Genomic DNA, 15,346 nt, shown 5'->3' on the forward strand with positions numbered 1-15,346 from the left:
ACTAGGTTGATTGGCCGGTCAAGCCCCCATCACGAGGACGTAATTCGATGAAGCAGGGAACCATCAAGACTCTCGGTACCGTCGCGCTCGGTGCCGCCTTCGCCGTCACCGCCGCGGGCGTCGCCGGCGCCGCCCCGGCGATCGGCACCTCCGACACGACCGGGGTGCTGAAGAGCCTGCCGGTGAAGGACGCCGCCAAGACCGTCTCCGGTCTCACCAAGGCCAAGCCGGCCGGCAAGAACGTCAAGAACGTCAAGACCAAGATGAACTCCCAGGGCAACAAGCTGCTGGGCGGCCTGCAGCCCGGCAGCCTCCTCGGCGGCTGACGCCGGACGCGGCCCGGCCCCTGGGGGGCGGGTGCCGCGCCGTGCCCCGGCCGTACGCCCTGTGCGTACGGCCGGGGCACCGTCATGTGCGGCCGGGGCACGTGATGTGCGGCCGGGGCACGTGATGTGCTGCCGGGACGCGTGATGTGCTGCCGGGGCACCGTGGATGTGCGGCTGGGGCACCTTGTATGTGCGGCCGGGGGACCCGGCCGCGGGGCGGCGCACCGGATCAGCGGTGCACGCCGGGCGGCCGCGGGCCGGACGGGCGCGTCACCAGGCGGCGGCGCCGGTGGCCTTCTCCTCCGAGGGCAGGAGTATCCACAGCGCGAGGTAGAGCAGGAACTGCGGGCCGGGAAGCAGACACGACACCACGAAGAGCACGCGCATCGTTGTCGGGGTCGTACCGAAGCGACGGGCCAGGCCCGCGCACACTCCGGCGATCATTCGGTTGTTGCGGGGGCGGACCAGTGCGGCGGCCATGAGGACGACTCCTTTTCGACTCTGCGGGGCGTTTGCCCCGATGTCTCAAAGGTAGGTCCGGCCGCCGGAGAGAGCATCAGCCTTCGGGGCCGGTCCGACCCTGGGGATCGTCGGGGTTGCGTCCCCGAGATGCCCGTAGCGGCGCCGCAGCCGGCAGCGCGCCCCGGGGACGACCGCCAGGTGCACCACGGCCACCCCGAGGGTGCCCAGCAGCACCGAGTCGATGTCCGGGACCCGGCCGGGCACCCCTGACTGCAGCAGCTCGATGGCCAGCGCGATCATCGCTCCGGCGAAGGCGGTACGGGTCAGGGACACCAGTGGCGAAACGTTCAGGCGGCCCGCGGAGAGGGGCAGCAGCACCCCCAGGGGCGCCAGCAGCAGCACCGAGCCGCCCAGATGCTGGACGACGTCCCACGACCAGCCGTGCGCCAGCTCGGTCCGGATCGTCGCCAGTGGTTCGAGATTCGCGGCCGGCACCCACGGCACCGTACGGGAACGCAGTGTCAGCCAGGCGACGGTCGACAAATGCGCCACGAGGAGGAGAAGTCCGGTGACGCGCATACGGGGAGCGGCGGTGGTGCCGGGGCCATGAGGCTGCACACAGGCCAGGACGCCGGGAGTGGTGGCTGCGGTTCCGCCCAGTTGCGCCCGGCTTGAGCCGCCCCGTCGGCCGTGTCAGCGGCGTCAGCCCGTCGTGGCGCCCCGTCTTTTCCCTCTTCTCTCCCGGCGAGAGGGCGCTTTACTCCCGGCGGCGGGTCACCCTCTCCCGGCGACCGGTCACCCCTCTGCCGGCGCCGGGGCATCCCTCTTCCGGCAGAGGTCATCCCTCTCCCGGAGCCGGGCCGCCGTTCCTCCCGCAGCGGTCATCCCTCTTCCGACAGGGGGTCGCCCCACCCGGCGTTCTCCGCGATGTCCGGATTGGCCAGCACGTCCGCGGAGCAGTCGTAACGGTGCGCCGTATCGTCGCCCGGCCCGCCCAGCACGGCTGCATGGGTGCGGCCCAGCGCCGGGCTCGCGCCGTAGGTGCACACCAGCTGCGCCAGCGCGAACGACGGCAGATCGTCCGGCCGCAGGCTCAGCCGCAGCGCATCCGCGGGGTCGCCCTCGCGCGGCCCCGTGACCTTGACGTCCCGGGGCAGTGCGCTGCTGAAACCGGCCTTCTCCTCGTCCGCCGACGGCTCGCGCTGCAGCTCGTGGAGCAGTGCCCGGGCGGTCGGCAGCCGCGGGTCGTCGGCCTTGGACGGAGGCACCGCACGCTCGACCTGCGCCAGCGCCGAGCCGCACACCAGATACACGATCGCCCGCGAGCCCGGACCCGCTTCCGTGCCCGCGTCCGTGCCCGCCGACGCCGAGGCCGAGTGTGCCGGGCTCGCCGGGGCCTTGCAGCTCACCCGTGAGGGCGCGCCGCCCGCGTCGACCGGTACGGACGTGCCCCGGATCCCGCAGCCCGCGACCGCGAGCGCGAGTGCCACCACGGCGGCGGTGCGCCGTCCGGTCCGCCTGCCCGGCCTCATCGCCCGTCCTCCGTGCCCTCGTCGTCGGCCGTGTCGTCGTTCCGCCGGTCGTCGTCCGCCAGAGGGGAGGCGTCCATCGGCAGTCGCAGGGTGAAGACCGCGCCGCCCTCGGGGAGGTTGGCCGCGGTGATCTCTCCGCCGTGGATATGCGCGTTCTCCAGCGCGATCGAGAGGCCCAGACCGCTGCCCTCCGACCGCGGCCGGGAGGCGCTCGCCTTGTAGAAGCGGTCGAAGACGTGCGGGAGGACTTCCTCCGGGATGCCGGGCCCGTGATCCCGGACACGGATCACCAGCTTCCCGCTCCCGGGCCGCCCCTCGCCCGACGCCTTTGCGGACCGCTCCGGCCCGCCGCCCTCTCCACCGGCCGCCCGCCCGCCGGCCGCATCCTCGGCCGCACCGCCTGAACCGCCTGAACCGCCTGGACCGCCCGCACCGCCGGAACCGCCCGCACCGCCGCCGGCGGAGACGGCCGTGCTGCCCGTCCGGCCCCCGCCGTCGCTCGCCGGGCCTTCCGTGCTGACCGAGACCCGCACCGGCGAACCACCGTGCTTGAGGGCGTTGCCGATCAGATTCGCCAGGATCACATCGAGCCGCCGCGGGTCCAGCCGGGCCACGATGCCGCGGTCCGCGTCCAGTTCGACCGCGTCCAGCCAGGCCCGGGCGTCGATACAGGCGGTCACCTGGTCCGCGACATCGACGTCGTCCAGCACGAGACGGGCCGTGCCCGCGTCGAAGCGGGTGACCTCCATCAGGTTCTCCACGAGGTCGTTGAGCCGCCGGGTCTCGCTGACCACCAGCTGCACGGCGGGCGCGATCATCGGGTCGAGGGAGTCGGCCTCCTCCTCCAGCACCTCGCTGACGGCGGTGATCGCGGTCAGCGGGGTCCGCAGCTCGTGTGACATATCGGCGACGAACCGCCGGGACGCCGCCTCGCGCCCGCTCAGCTCCTCGACCCGGTGCTCCAGACGCTCCGCCGTACGGTTGAACGTCCGGGAGAGGTCGGCGAGTTCATCCGTGCCGGTCACCCGCAGCCGGGTGTCCAGCCGCCCCTCGCCGAGCTGCCGCGCGGCATGCCCCAGCCGCTGTACGGGGCGCAGCACCGTCGTCGCCGCGGCCTGCGCCAGCAGCGCCGAGCCGACCAGCGCGAGCGCCGTGGCGATACCCAGCGACCAGGCCAGTGAGGTGAGGTCCTGCCGCTCGGCGGCCAGGGACTTCATCATGTAGCCGGTGGGCCCGCCGCCGATCACCTTCGCCCCGGCGACGAGGTAGGGCGTGTCCTCGACCTGCTTGCGCTGCCAGTAGAGATGGTGCGCGTACCGGTTGGACTCATCGACCGGACGCACCTCGTTGACCGCGTGGCGCAGCTGTACGGGCACGTTCTTGAGCGTCAGCAGGTCCTTGGCCGTGGTGGCCGCGCAGTCCTTGCCCTCGCGGTCCACGCCTATCAGCAGCACCGTGTAGTTCTGCGGCCCTGCCGCCATCTGCCGGGCGGCATCCTGCAGTTCGGCGCAGCGCGGATGGAGCGGCAGCGACCGCGTGTTGTCCTCCAGCGCCTTGCGGAAGTCCTTGAGGACGGCGTTTTGCGTGCGGTCCAGAACGGTGTTGCGGTTGAGCCAGTACGCGATGCCCGAGGCGGAGACCGCGGCGGTCAACGCCACCAGCGCAAAGACCACGACCAGCCGCAGCCGCAGGCTGGTCCAGCGCAGCAGCCCCGAGGGACGGCCGAGCATCCGCAGCACCCGCCGGCCGGCCGCGGGCGCACCGGCGCCGCCGGCCCCGTCGCCCGCACCGTCCTGCGTCGTCGCACCGCCCGTCGAACGCTTGCTCACTGCGGCGAGTCCAGCCGGTAGCCGACGCCGCGGACCGTACGGATCAGGGTCGGGGAGGACGGTACGTCTTCCACCTTCGCGCGCAGCCGCTGTACACACGCGTCCACCAGGCGCGAGTCGCCCAGGTAGTCGTGCTCCCACACCAGCCGCAACAACTGCTGCCGGGACAGCGCCTGGCCGGGCCGGCGGCTCAGCTCCAGCAGCAACCGCAGCTCGGTCGGCGTCAGTTGCAGGTCCTCGCCGTTCTTGGTCACCGTCATCGCCGACCGGTCGATCACCAGCGAGCCGAACGTCGCGGAGTCACTGGACTCGCGCTCGCCACGGCGCAGTACGGCCCGGATCCGGGCGTCCAGCACCCTTCCCTGCACCGGTTTGACGACATAGTCGTCGGCGCCGGACTCCAGGCCCACCACGACATCGATATCGTCGTTACGCGCGGTGAGCAGGATGATGGGCAGCTGGTCCGTACGCCTGATCCGCCGGCACACCTCGAAACCGTCGATGCCCGGCAGCATCACATCCAGCACGATCAGGTCCGGGCGCTGCTCGCGCAGCAGCTTCAGGCCGTCCTCGCCCGTCGCCGCGGTCACCACACGGTGACCCTGGCGCGACAGCGAGAGTTCGAGGGCCGTGCGGATGGCGTCGTCGTCCTCGATCAGCAACAGGAAAGGCACGTCAGCCATTCTGGCCCATGGGACGCCTGGAGATCGACCAGTGGCGCTCTCGTACACAAGGCCCGCACCCGTGCGGCGTCCGCGACGCGCCGCACCAGCCCCTGTGACAGGCCTGTGACAGTCGGCGGACAACGCGATGAAACTGGGTTGGCAGTCTTTGGGGCATCGGGAGAGATCAACACCCGAACAGCACGAACGAACCGAACGAGCTGGCTCTACGACGGGGGGCGCGAGATGAACACACTGCACGGCACCACTACCAGCGCAGTTATCACGCGGCTCCATGACGTCGTCAGGACCGGCGAGAAGTCCGGTGCCGGACGGGTGTGCACCCGCAGCATCGGGCGCCAGCGGCCGCCGTACATGGTGGCCATCGACGCCACGACGGTCACGCCGGTCGCGGCCGACGGGGAAAACCGGGGGCACGGGGGTAATGCCGCCCACGGGGGAAACAACGGGGGAACGGAGTACAGGGAGGACACGGGGGAACGGCGCTCCGCGTCGGAGACGGCAGAGGCCGAAGCGGCCTTCACCGCCTACGTCCAGGAGCGCCGCGCCTCCCTGTACGCCACCGCCTACCACCTGACCGGCGACCGCTACGAGGCCGAGGACCTGCTGCAGAGTGCGCTGTTCTCGACCTACCGGGCGTGGGACCGGATCAGCGACAAGGCGGCGCTCGGCGGCTATCTGCGCCGCACCATGACGAACCTGCACATCAGCGCCTGGCGCCGGCGCAAGCTCAACGAGTACCCGACCGAGGAGCTGCCGGAGACGGCGGCCGACGTGGACGCGATGCGCGGCACCGAGCTGCGCGCCGTGCTGTGGCAGGCGCTGGCCCGGCTGCCCGAGACGCAGCGCACGATGCTGGTGCTGCGCTACTACGAGGGCCGTACGGACCCGGAGATCGCGGACATTCTCGACATCAGTGTCGGCACGGTGAAGTCGAGCATCTGGCGCGCCCTGCGCCGGCTGCGCGAGGACGAGGTCCTCAGCTTCGGCCGTGACCAGGAAGAGTCCTTCGGCGAGCTGGTGGCCTGAGGGCCGGGGGAGCCCGAGGGGGATCGGGGGAACCGGGGGAATGCCCGAGGGGGCAAAGGGGATACGGGGGAAACCGGCAGGGACGGAGTAGATCCGAACAAGCCGGTCGTATCAGGGGAATGCAGGGGATACGGGGGAAAGTACGGGGGCACGGGGAAAGAGGGAGCGGGTTCGGGTGGCCGGGGGGTCTGCCCGAGCCCGCTTCTTCGCGTGTGCGGGCCGGCCCCCGGTGAGGCCCCGCCCCCGGTGAGGCCCCGCCCCCGGTGAGGCCCCGCCCCCGTTGCGGGCCCGGCAGCGACCGGCAGCGACCGGCCTTGCGCTACGCGTCCACCACGTCCGCCGACCGCGCCGCCGATATGCGGGCCAGGGCCTCCGGCTTGGCGCAGGGGTGCGCGCCCAGCGCGGTGTGCCGGGCGACGACGGACCGCTCGTTGCGCAGCAGGCGCAGTCCCCGGCGGACGAGGTAGGGGGCCGACTTGCGGCCCTCGCGCAGATCCCGCGCCAGCCGGCGGCGGAAGGTGGTGCCGGGGCGGCCGCGCAGGCACAGCGCGTCGGCCAGCAGCCCCGCCGCACGGCAGTCCGCGATGACATCGGCGGCGAAGATGCCCTCCGCGATGAACAGCGGGGCGCCGCCGAGGTCGAGCCCCGACACGCCGACCCGGGCGCTGGTCGCGATGTCGTAGACCGGAACGTCGGTGCGCCCCGAACGGCACAGCGCGTCGATGGCCGCGACCGCGGCGGGGGCGTCCCAGGACAGCGGCGCGTCCCAGTCGGCGCCGCCGCCGTCGGGCAGCTGCGGCAGCGTCGGGTCCGTCCCCTCCTTGTAGAAGTCGTCGAGACGGAGGACGGGCAGTCCGCTGCGCGCGGCCAGGGAGGTCTTGCCGGAGCCCGAGGGGCCGGTCAGCAAAATGACCCGGGCGCGGGTGCCTCCCTGCTCATGGGGGCCTTCCCGCTCGGGCGGAGCCGAGCGCGGGGGAGGGGCCGAGAGCGCGAGGGAGGGCGGCGGCTGGGTGCGGGAGTGGGAGCTCACGGGCACCCATTGTCGCGTATGGGGCCGTGTGGGGTACCCCTGGCGCGCGAGGTGGATCGGCTCCCCGGCCTCAACTACTCTACGGAGTCAATCGATTACCAGGCCACTCTCGCTCGCGCAGCGCTTCGACCCCTCCGAATCCCCAGGCAGGTGCCCATGCCCTCCCATGCACGTCTCAAGTCCAGCCGTATTCCGCGCACTCTGCTGCGGGCGGGGCTGGTGATCTCCGCGGCCGGTGCCGCGATCGCGGCGGGTGGTGCGGCCACGGCGTCCGCCGCGCCCGCGGCCGCGGAACGCCCCTCAGACACCGGTGCCGCCGCCTCGGCGCTGACCGGCGCACTGCTGAACTCCGCGGCCGGCGGCCTCGGCACGGTCAAGAACCTTCAGGTGAACCCGCTGGCCAAGACCCCCGTGGACCCACTGGCCAACGCCGTCAGCACCCAGATCGCCGACTTCAAGCCGGTGAGCACGACGTTGCTGACCGGCGCCCTCTCGAACGGCGGCGCGCTCAGGGACCTGCCGCTGGTGGGGACGTTGACGAGGGTGCTGCCGGGCTGAGGGGCGGTGCGGGCGGCGGGTGCTGCCGGTTGCGCCCGCCGCCCGTGCCGGTTGCGTCCGCCGCCGAGATGGTTGCGCCGCCGCCGGGCCGGTTGCGCCCGCCGCGGTGCTCAGCGCCCGTGGAAGGCCGTGACCATCGCCTGCATGTCCTCCTGGAACGCACAGCACAGCGCCAGCCACGAGCCGTCGACGAAGACCAGGTCGAAGCGGCCGCGGGGGAACGTCGTGCGCGGCCTGGGCCGCAGCTCCGCGATGTTCGAGAGCTGTACCTGGGCGGCGACTTCCAGCTCGGGCTCGCGCTCCCGCCACCCGGTGGCCTGGTCCGTCAGCACGAACAGCCGCCGGTCGGTGAGCGCCTGATGCCGGGGCGAGCCACCCGCGTTGGTGACCTGGACGAGGAACCGGCCGGCCATGCTGGTCCAGCTGCCCTCCATGGGCTTGCCGTACATCATCCGCTCGGTGGCGTCGTCGAGGGCGTCCTCGATGTTCTCCTGGGCCTCGTTCAGGCTCTCCGCGATAGTGCCTGCCGCGCGCGTCAGCCGGTGGTTGACCAGCCCGTTGTCGAGCAGCCGGCCGCCGGCCGGACGGCTGGGGGCGGCCGCCCCGCCGGAGGGCTGCGTCGCCTTGTCGAGGACAGTGCTCAGCGCCCCGAGGAGCCCCTTCGCGCGCGGCGCCGACCGCTTCCGTGGGGCGCGCAGGTGGGCGGGGAGGAACGGGAGGTCCGGGTACATCTGGTACTCCCGGGCCTCCCACAGCATCTCGCCGGGGTGCAGGAACCGGCGGCAGGGCGTTGCATGGTCCATCTTCGGCACGCGGTCAGCTTCCTTGGAACATGTGATCAGACGCCCTGGTGGAAGGCGGCGACAACGCCCTCCATATTCTCGCGGTGCAGACTGCCCAGAGCGATCCACGAACCGTCGACGAAGGTGACATCGAACCGCCCCTTGGTGACGGCCCTCGAACGCGCGGTGACCCGGGCGATGTTCGTACGGGGCACCGTCACCCCGAGATCACACTTCGGGGTGCCGTCCAGCCAGCTCTTGTTGCGGTTCACGAGCACGATCAGCCGGCGGTCGGTCAGCGCCTGAAATCTGGGCTCGTCGCCCGCGTTCGTCAGATCGACCAGAAAACGCCCGGCCATGCTCGACCAGCCGCCCTCCATGGGTTTGCCGTACAGCATGTGCTCGACGGCGTCGGCCACGGCGTCCTCGATCGTCTCCTGAACTTCGAACACCGCCTCGCTGAGATCGCGGTCCGGCCGCCTCCCGCCGTTGCCGCCGAAGTCTCCGGCGGCATACGTGGCGACGGTTTCGCCCTCTCCGCCGACGGGCCGCGGCGCGCTGTTGTCGGCGGACCCGCTGACGGCCCGCGTCACGGGATTGTTCGCCAGTCGGTTGTTGACCGCCGGGCCCAGCGGCTTCGTCACCTTGCCCAGAGCCTTCCCCAGCGCGCCCCGCACCCGCTGTTCGAGAGGGGACGAAGTGCGCGGGGTGCGCAGCCCGGCAGGGACGAAGGGCAGCGCCGCATTGTGGCAGTAGTCCGAGGCGATGATCAGCCTTTCCCCCGGCTGGAGGAAAGGGGGGAAACAGTCGCGGTAAAACGGCTTCATCCGGTGCCGCTCCTCTCGTGGGGGTGGGGGCTCGGCCGAACGGGGCGTCGGGATCGCGGGGTTGCCGGGCGACGGCCGGGCGGGCTGTTGTCAGCGTGCAGCACGTCAATAGTAGTTAAAGATGGGGACAGCAGTGTGGGGCCCCGCCCAAGAGCGGGGCCCCACAAGGACCTTGGTGACAGTGCGCCGTAAGGCCGCCGGAACAGGCCCGGGGCAGCCGTCGTCAGGCTAAACGCCCATCGGGTGCCACACCGTCTTCGTCTCCAGGAAGCTCAGCAGACGGCCGGTGCCGGGGTCGGCGGTCCAGTTCACCGTCCCCGGGCGGAGCACCCGCTTGAGGTTGTCGGCCGCGGCCTTCTCCAGCTCCGTCGCCAGCTCCGCGCCGGCGCCCGCGAGATCGAGGGCGTTGACGTCCTGGTGGGCGGCGAGCGGAGCGCCCAGCTCCGCCGTACGGCCCGAGAGGATGTTGACCACACCGCCCGGGAGATCGGACGTGGCGAGCACCTCGGCCAGCGAGAGGGCGGGCAGCGGGGCGTCCTCGGCGGCCGCCACGACCACCGTGTTGCCGGTGACGATCGCCGGGGCGATCACCGAGACCAGGCCGAGGAACGAGGAGTCCTGGGGGGCCAGGACCGCGACCACACCGGTCGGCTCCGGGGAGGAGAGGTTGAAGTACGGCCCGGCCACCGGGTTGGCGCCGCCGGCGATCTGGGCGACCTTGTCGGACCAGCCCGCGTACCAGACCCAGCGGTCGATGGCCGCGTCGATCTGGGCCGTGGCCTTCGCCTTCGACAGGCCCTCGGCGGCGGCCACCTCGGCGGTGAACTGGTCGCGGCGGCCCTCCAGCATCTCGGCGACGCGGTAGAGGATCTGCCCGCGGTTGTAGGCCGTGGCGCCCGACCAGCCGCCGAACGCCTTACGGGCGGCGGTCACCGCGTCCCGGGCGTCCTTGCGGGAGGCCAGCGGCGCGTTGGCGAGCCATGTGCCCTTGGAGTCGGTCACCTCGTACACCCGCCCGCTCTCGGACCGGGGGAACTTGCCCCCGACGTACAGCTTGTAGGTCTTGAGCACACTCAAGCGGTCAACAGTGTTCATCAGCGCGCGCCCTCCGGGCTCGACGGGGCGAGGTACGCCTCCAGACCGTGCCGGCCGCCCTCGCGGCCGTAGCCCGACTCCTTGTAGCCGCCGAAGGGCGAGGCCGGGTCGAACTTGTTGAACGTGTTGGACCAGACGATGCCCGCACGCAGCTTGTTCGCCATCCACAGCATCCGCGAGCCCTTCTCCGTCCAGATGCCGGCGGAGAGCCCGTACGGAGTGTTGTTGGCCTTCTCCACGGCCTCCGCGGGGGTGCGGAAGGTCAGCACGGACAGCACCGGGCCGAAGATCTCCTCGCGGGCGATGCGGTGCGCCTGGGTGACGCCCGTGAACAGCGTCGGGGCGAACCAGTAGCCGGAGGCGGGGAGTTCGCAGGACGGCGACCAGCGCTCGGCGCCCTCGGCCTCGCCCGCGTCGGCCAGCGCGGTGATCCGGGCCAGCTGCTCGGCGGAGTTGATGGCGCCGATGTCGGTGTTCTTGTCGAGCGGGTCGCCCACGCGCAGGGTCCGCATCCGGCGCTTGAGGGCGTCCAGCAGCTCGTCGGCCACCGACTCCTGGACCAGCAGGCGCGAGCCCGCGCAGCAGACGTGGCCCTGGTTGAAGAAGATGCCGTTGACGATGCCCTCGACGGCCTGGTCGAGCGGCGCGTCGTCGAAGACGATGTTCGCCGCCTTGCCGCCCAGTTCGAGGGTGACCTTCTTGTCGGTGCCGGCGACCGTACGGGCGATGGCCTTGCCGACCTCGGTGGAGCCGGTGAAGGCGACCTTGTCGATGCCGGGGTGCCCGACCAGCGAGGCGCCCGTGGAGCCGTCGCCGGTGAGGATGTTGACGACGCCCTTGGGCAGGCCCGCCTGGCGGCAGATGTCCGCGAAGAACAGAGCGGACAGCGGGGTCGTCTCGGCGGGCTTGAGGACCACGGTGTTGCCGGTCGCCAGCGCCGGGGCGATCTTCCACGCGAGCATGAGGAGGGGGAAGTTCCAGGGGATGACCTGGCCGGCGACGCCCAGGGGCCGCGGGTTGGCGCCGTACCCCGCGTGGTCGAGCTTGTCGGCCCAGCCCGCGTAGTAGAAGAAGTGCGCGGCGACCAGCGGCAGGTCGGCGTCCCGGGACTCGCGGATCGGCTTGCCGTTGTCCAGGGACTCCAGCACGGCCAGCTCGCGCGAGCGCTCCTGGATGATCCGGGCGATCCGGAAGAGGTACTTGGCCCGCTCGGCGCCGGGCAGCGCGGACCACTTCTCGAAGGCCTTGCGGGCGGCCTTCACGGCGCGGTCGACGTCCTCGGCGCTCGCCTGGGCGACCTCGGAGAGGACTTCCTCGGACGACGGGGAGACGGTCTTGAAGACCTTGCCGTCGGAGGCCGGGGCGAACTCGCCGTCGATGAACAGGCCGTAGGACGGCGCGATGTCGACGACCGCGCGGGACTCGGGTGCGGGTGCGTAATCGAAGGTCATGGGAGCCTCAGTCCACCGTGACGTAGTCGGGGCCGGAGTAGCGGCCGGTGCTGAGCTTCTGGCGCTGCATCAGCAGGTCGTTGAGGAGGCTGGAGGCGCCGAAGCGGAACCAGTCGGCGGTCAGCCAGGGCTCGCCGAGGGTTTCGTTGACCATGACCAGGTACTTGATCGCGTCCTTGGTCGTACGGATACCGCCGGCCGGCTTCACCCCGACCTGGACGCCGGTCGTGGCGTGGAAGTCGCGGACCGCCTCCAGCATGAGGAGGGTGCCCGGCGGGGTGGCGTTGACGGCGACCTTGCCGGTGGAGGTCTTGATGAAGTCGGCGCCCGCGAGCATCGCCAGCCAGGAGATCCGGCGGACGTTGTCGTACGTCTGGAGCTCGCCGGTCTCGAAGATGACCTTGAGGTGCGCTGCCGTCCCTCCCCCGGTCTCCGACTGGGAGGTGCCCCCAGGCCGGGCGCAGGCCTCCTTGACGGCCTTGATCTCCTCGAAGACGTCCATGTAGCGGCCGGAGAGGAAGGCGCCCCGGTCGATCACCATGTCGATCTCGTCGGCGCCGGCCGCGACCGCGTCACGGGTGTCGGCGAGCTTGACCGGCAGCGCGGCGCGGCCGGCCGGGAAGGCAGTGGCGACGGACGCGACGTGGACACCGGAGTCGCCGAGCGCTTCCTTGGCCGTGGCGACCATGTCCGGGTAGACGCAGATCGCCGCGACGCGGGGGGCGGTGCGGTCCGTGGGGTCCGGGTGGACGCCCTTGGCGCACAGCGCCCGGACCTTGCCCGGGGTGTCCGCGCCTTCGAGGGTCGTCAGGTCGATCATCGAGATGGCGAGGTCGATGGCGTACGCCTTCGCCGTCGTCTTGATCGAGCGGGTGCCGAGGGTGGCGGCGCGGGCTTCGAGGCCGACCGCGTCGACGCCGGGGAGGCCGTGGAGGAAGCGGCGCAGCGCACCGTCGTCGGCGGTCACGTCCGCCATTGACGCCAGACGCCCCGCGGCTTCCTTGCCGTATGCGGGAACAGTGATGGGCATGGTCACGAGGTGAGCATATCTACGCGCGTAGCGCCATGTCATCCCCTTCGGCTGTCCGAATCCGGCCGGACGGGGCCGGCGGAGAGCGGGGCCGGCGGGCCCCGCACGCCCGAAGTCACCGGCCCCACATGCCCGTCCACCGGCGCCGGACACGACCGTACCCGGGACCCAAGGAGCTCCCCGCCCCGCGCGCGAATGATGCCGTAACGCAATGTCCGGCATCCGGACGGTCAGGCAGAATCAGCGGCATGACGAGCCAGGACCGGTCCACCCCTCCCCAGCAGCAGTACGCGGAGCGCAGCTACCGCTCGCCCGCGGCCCTCGCGGGCGGCGTACTGCTCCTTCTGCTCGGCGGCTGGCTCGGCGGCGACGCGCTGCTGCGGGGCGCCGTGCACACCAAGCTGATGGCGGTCTTCGCGCTGCTCCTCGGCGTGCCGCTGGTGGTCGCCTACACCCTGCGGCCGCTGGTGCGGGCGGGCGATGACCGGCTGATGGTGCGCAATCCGTTCCGTACGGTCACGCTGCCGTGGGGCGCGGTGGAGACGCTGCGCGCGGCGTTCTCGACCGAGGCGGTCAGCAGCTCCGGCACGACGTACCAGCTGTGGGCGATCCCGGTCTCGCTGCGGCAGCGGAAGAAGGCGGGCCGGCAGGCGCGGCGGGGCGCCACGCCCGGGCCCCGGTTCGGAGCGCAGGCCGATGCCGGCGACGGTGGCCCGGTGCCCCTCGCGATGGCCGACCAGGCCCTCGCGGAGCTCCGTGAGGTCCAAGAGCGCGCCGAGGGCCGTGAGAGTGCCCAGGGCGAGCCGGTGGTGCGCTGGGCGTACGCGATCATCGCGCCGGTCGTGGTGGGCGCGGCCGGGCTGGCCGTGATGGTGGCGCTGTAAGGGCGGCGCGCCGTCACCCCGCCCCTCAGCAACGCCTGAGAAAACCCCGGAAGGGCTCCGGAAGGCTTCCGGAAACCTGGAAGCCCCTGGAAGCCGGAAGCCCCCGGAAGCCTCCCGGAAAACCCCTCAGATTCCGGCCGCCGCCGCCATGTCCCGCTTGAGGGACGCCAGCGCCGCGGCGGCCTTCGTCCGGGCCTCGGGCAGCGCCTCGGGCGAGGCCACCGGGACCACGACCTCCAGGTAGCACTTGAGCTTGGGCTCGGTGCCGCTCGGACGGACCACCACGCGGGCGGCCTCGATACCGGCCTCCGGCGAGCCGGACAGGTAGTAGCGCAGACCGTCGGTCGGCGGCAGCGTCTTCGTACCCCGGTTGAGGTCGTCGGCCCGGGTCACGGCAAGGCCCGCGAGCGTGGCAGGCGGCTGCTCGCGCAGCGTGCCCATGGCACCGGCGATCAGCGACAGGTCCTCGACGCGGACCGAGAGCTGGTCGGTGGCGTGCAGCCCGAATTCCAGCGCCAGGTCGTCGAGCAGGTCGGTGAGGGTGCGCCCGGCCTGCTTGAGCTCCGCGGCCAGCTCGGTGATCAGCAGCGCGGCGGTGATGCCGTCCTTGTCGCGCACACCCTCGGGGTCGACGCAGTAGCCGAGCGCTTCCTCGAAGGCGTACCGCAGGCCGTCCACCCGCGCCAGCCACTTGAAGCCGGTCAGCGTCTCCTCGTACGGGAGCGACGAGGCGGCCGCGATACGGGACATCAGCTGGGAGGAGACGATGGTCGTCGCGAAGGTGCCGGACGCGCGCTTGCTCACCAGATGGGCGGCGAGCAGCGCGCCGACCTCGTCGCCGCGCAGCATCCGCCAGCCGTCCGGCGCGGCGGGGTCGGGGACGGCGACGGCGCAGCGGTCCGCGTCGGGGTCGTTGGCGATCACGATGTCGGCGTCCGCGGCCCGGTCGCGGGCGGTGGCGAACGCGAGGTCCATCGCGCCCGGCTCCTCCGGGTTGGGGAAGGCGACCGTCGGGAAGTCCGGGTCCGGCTCGGCCTGTTCCGTGACGACCACCGGGGCCGGGAACCCGGCCCGGGCGAAGGCGGCGACGAGGGTGTCCCGGCCGACGCCGTGCATCGGGGTGTAGACGACCTTGGTGTCCCGGGGGGAGCCGGGCGTCAGCACCGCGTCCGTACGCGCCAGATAGGCGTTCAGGACCGCCTCGTCGAGGGTTTCCCAGCCGGCCTCGGGCCGCGGTACGCCGGTCAGCGGGCCGACCGCGGCGATCCGGTCGGCGATCTCGCCGTCCGCGGGCGGCACGATCTGTGAACCGTCGCCCAGGTAGACCTTGTAGCCGTTGTCGCGCGGCGGGTTGTGGCTGGCGGTGACCTCGACGCCCGCGACCGCACCCAGGTGCCTTATCGCGAAGGCCAGGACCGGGGTGGGCAGCGGGCGCGGCAGCACCGCGGCGCGCAGGCCCGCGCCGACCATCACGGCCGCCGTGTCGCGGGCGAAGTCGGCGCTCTTGTGGCGGGCGTCGTAGCCGATGACGACCAGCCCGGCGCCGTCGCCCTGCGCCTTGAGGTACGCGGCGAGACCGGCCGCAGCGCGGATGACCACGGAGCGGTTCATCCGCATCGGACCCGCGCCCAGCTCCCCGCGCAGCCCGGCGGTGCCGAACTGGAGGGTGCCGGCGAACCGCGCGGCCAGCTCGGCCGCGATCCGGTCGTCGCCGGCGGCGGCCTCGATGAGCTTGGACAGCTCCTCGCGGGTCTCCGGGTCGGGGTCCTCGGCCAGCCATGCCTGGGCCCGGTTGATCAGCTCCGCGGGATCGGTAGCCACGTGATGC

16 protein-coding genes are annotated in these 15,346 nt (G+C 72.2%); 4 read left to right on the forward strand and 12 right to left on the reverse strand.

The annotated features are described in order from the left end of the window. Positions 1 to 47: 47 nt before the first annotated feature. Complete coding sequence (locus ACGFR7_RS04890) at positions 48 to 326, forward strand: hypothetical protein (protein WP_393313022.1); 279 nt, start codon at positions 48 to 50, stop codon at positions 324 to 326. Between the two features lie 270 nt (positions 327 to 596). Here the strand turns inward: ACGFR7_RS04890 and ACGFR7_RS04895 are convergent, their stop codons facing one another. From ACGFR7_RS04895 to afsQ1, 5 genes are all read right to left on the reverse strand, one after another. Continuing rightward, positions 597 to 806 carry a PspC domain-containing protein gene (locus tag ACGFR7_RS04895; RefSeq protein WP_030087060.1) on the reverse strand — a complete coding sequence of 70 codons (210 nt, stop codon included), beginning with the start codon at positions 804 to 806 and terminating at the stop codon, positions 597 to 599. A gap of 45 nt (positions 807 to 851) precedes the next feature. Beyond that, complete coding sequence (locus ACGFR7_RS04900; RefSeq protein ID WP_393313025.1) at positions 852 to 1,406, reverse strand: VanZ family protein; 555 nt, start codon at positions 1,404 to 1,406, stop codon at positions 852 to 854. Positions 1,407 to 1,669: 263 nt separating this feature from the next. Continuing rightward, the gene (locus ACGFR7_RS04905) at positions 1,670 to 2,320 is read right to left on the reverse strand and encodes a hypothetical protein (RefSeq protein ID WP_393313027.1); all 651 of its coding nucleotides are present in this window, start codon (positions 2,318 to 2,320) and stop codon (positions 1,670 to 1,672) included. After that, on the reverse strand, positions 2,317 to 4,248 hold the full coding sequence (locus ACGFR7_RS04910; RefSeq protein WP_393313030.1) for an ATP-binding protein: 1,932 nt from the start codon (positions 4,246 to 4,248) through the stop codon (positions 2,317 to 2,319). Before ACGFR7_RS04910 ends, ACGFR7_RS04905 begins: the two co-directional genes overlap by 4 nt. Beyond that, positions 4,146 to 4,823 carry a two-component system response regulator AfsQ1 gene (afsQ1, locus tag ACGFR7_RS04915; protein WP_026169550.1) on the reverse strand — a complete coding sequence of 226 codons (678 nt, stop codon included), beginning with the start codon at positions 4,821 to 4,823 and terminating at the stop codon, positions 4,146 to 4,148. Before afsQ1 ends, ACGFR7_RS04910 begins: the two co-directional genes overlap by 103 nt. 234 nt (positions 4,824 to 5,057) lie before the next feature. Here afsQ1 and ACGFR7_RS04920 point away from each other — a divergent pair, with 234 nt between their 5' ends. Next, positions 5,058 to 5,861 (forward strand): SigE family RNA polymerase sigma factor, encoded by an 804-nt coding sequence (locus ACGFR7_RS04920; protein ID WP_393313033.1) that lies wholly within the window; start codon positions 5,058 to 5,060, stop codon positions 5,859 to 5,861. A gap of 319 nt (positions 5,862 to 6,180) precedes the next feature. On the opposite strand, the gene ACGFR7_RS04925 is transcribed toward ACGFR7_RS04920, so the two are convergent. Then, a complete protein-coding gene (locus ACGFR7_RS04925; RefSeq protein ID WP_393314171.1) occupies positions 6,181 to 6,771 on the reverse strand; it encodes an ATP-binding protein in 591 nt (196 codons plus the stop codon). Positions 6,772 to 7,047: 276 nt separating this feature from the next. Between ACGFR7_RS04925 and ACGFR7_RS04930 the strand changes: the two genes are divergently transcribed. Next, on the forward strand, positions 7,048 to 7,449 hold the full coding sequence (locus ACGFR7_RS04930; RefSeq protein ID WP_393313036.1) for a hypothetical protein: 402 nt from the start codon (positions 7,048 to 7,050) through the stop codon (positions 7,447 to 7,449). A gap of 110 nt (positions 7,450 to 7,559) precedes the next feature. Here the strand turns inward: ACGFR7_RS04930 and ACGFR7_RS04935 are convergent, their stop codons facing one another. The 5 genes from ACGFR7_RS04935 to deoC all read right to left on the reverse strand — a co-directional run bounded on the left by ACGFR7_RS04935 (position 7,560) and on the right by deoC (position 12,634). Then, positions 7,560 to 8,261 (reverse strand): hypothetical protein, encoded by a 702-nt coding sequence (locus ACGFR7_RS04935; RefSeq protein WP_393313038.1) that lies wholly within the window; start codon positions 8,259 to 8,261, stop codon positions 7,560 to 7,562. A 26-nt stretch (positions 8,262 to 8,287) separates the two neighbouring features. Continuing rightward, positions 8,288 to 9,058: a hypothetical protein gene (locus ACGFR7_RS04940; RefSeq protein WP_393313041.1), complete on the reverse strand. Its 771-nt coding sequence runs from the start codon at positions 9,056 to 9,058 to the stop codon at positions 8,288 to 8,290. A 228-nt stretch (positions 9,059 to 9,286) separates the two neighbouring features. Next, on the reverse strand, positions 9,287 to 10,153 hold the full coding sequence (locus tag ACGFR7_RS04945; RefSeq protein WP_393313044.1) for an aldehyde dehydrogenase family protein: 867 nt from the start codon (positions 10,151 to 10,153) through the stop codon (positions 9,287 to 9,289). Beyond that, on the reverse strand, positions 10,153 to 11,604 hold the full coding sequence (locus ACGFR7_RS04950) for an aldehyde dehydrogenase family protein (RefSeq protein ID WP_393313047.1): 1,452 nt from the start codon (positions 11,602 to 11,604) through the stop codon (positions 10,153 to 10,155). Before ACGFR7_RS04950 ends, ACGFR7_RS04945 begins: the two co-directional genes overlap by 1 nt. A 7-nt stretch (positions 11,605 to 11,611) precedes the next feature. Further along, positions 11,612 to 12,634: a deoxyribose-phosphate aldolase gene (gene deoC / locus ACGFR7_RS04955; RefSeq protein WP_393314173.1), complete on the reverse strand. Its 1,023-nt coding sequence runs from the start codon at positions 12,632 to 12,634 to the stop codon at positions 11,612 to 11,614. Between the two features lie 248 nt (positions 12,635 to 12,882). Between deoC and ACGFR7_RS04960 the strand changes: the two genes are divergently transcribed. Further along, on the forward strand, positions 12,883 to 13,518 hold the full coding sequence (locus ACGFR7_RS04960) for a PH domain-containing protein (protein ID WP_393313050.1): 636 nt from the start codon (positions 12,883 to 12,885) through the stop codon (positions 13,516 to 13,518). Between the two features lie 126 nt (positions 13,519 to 13,644). Here the strand turns inward: ACGFR7_RS04960 and ACGFR7_RS04965 are convergent, their stop codons facing one another. Beyond that, a complete protein-coding gene (locus ACGFR7_RS04965; protein WP_393313053.1) occupies positions 13,645 to 15,339 on the reverse strand; it encodes a phospho-sugar mutase in 1,695 nt (564 codons plus the stop codon). Positions 15,340 to 15,346 lie beyond the last annotated feature (7 nt).

It is taken from the genome of Streptomyces sp. NPDC048516, from assembly GCF_043199875.1.
In the GTDB taxonomy this organism is placed as follows: domain Bacteria; phylum Actinomycetota; class Actinomycetes; order Streptomycetales; family Streptomycetaceae; genus Streptomyces.

What these genes read in the sequence shown, in the direction of transcription:
- ACGFR7_RS04960 (WP_393313050.1), top strand. Translation starts at nt 12,883, where the DNA reads ATGACGAGCCAGGACCGGTCCACCCCTCCCCAGCAGCAGTACGCGGAG.
- deoC (WP_393314173.1), bottom strand. Translation starts at nt 12,634, where the DNA reads ATGCCCATCACTGTTCCCGCATACGGCAAGGAAGCCGCGGGGCGTCTG.
- ACGFR7_RS04945 (WP_393313044.1), bottom strand. Translation starts at nt 10,153, where the DNA reads ATGAACACTGTTGACCGCTTGAGTGTGCTCAAGACCTACAAGCTGTAC.
- ACGFR7_RS04905 (WP_393313027.1), bottom strand. Translation starts at nt 2,320, where the DNA reads ATGAGGCCGGGCAGGCGGACCGGACGGCGCACCGCCGCCGTGGTGGCA.
- ACGFR7_RS04940 (WP_393313041.1), bottom strand. Translation starts at nt 9,058, where the DNA reads ATGAAGCCGTTTTACCGCGACTGTTTCCCCCCTTTCCTCCAGCCGGGG.
- ACGFR7_RS04895 (WP_030087060.1), bottom strand. Translation starts at nt 806, where the DNA reads ATGGCCGCCGCACTGGTCCGCCCCCGCAACAACCGAATGATCGCCGGA.
- ACGFR7_RS04930 (WP_393313036.1), top strand. Translation starts at nt 7,048, where the DNA reads ATGCCCTCCCATGCACGTCTCAAGTCCAGCCGTATTCCGCGCACTCTG.
- ACGFR7_RS04950 (WP_393313047.1), bottom strand. Translation starts at nt 11,604, where the DNA reads ATGACCTTCGATTACGCACCCGCACCCGAGTCCCGCGCGGTCGTCGAC.
- ACGFR7_RS04890 (WP_393313022.1), top strand. Translation starts at nt 48, where the DNA reads ATGAAGCAGGGAACCATCAAGACTCTCGGTACCGTCGCGCTCGGTGCC.
- ACGFR7_RS04920 (WP_393313033.1), top strand. Translation starts at nt 5,058, where the DNA reads ATGAACACACTGCACGGCACCACTACCAGCGCAGTTATCACGCGGCTC.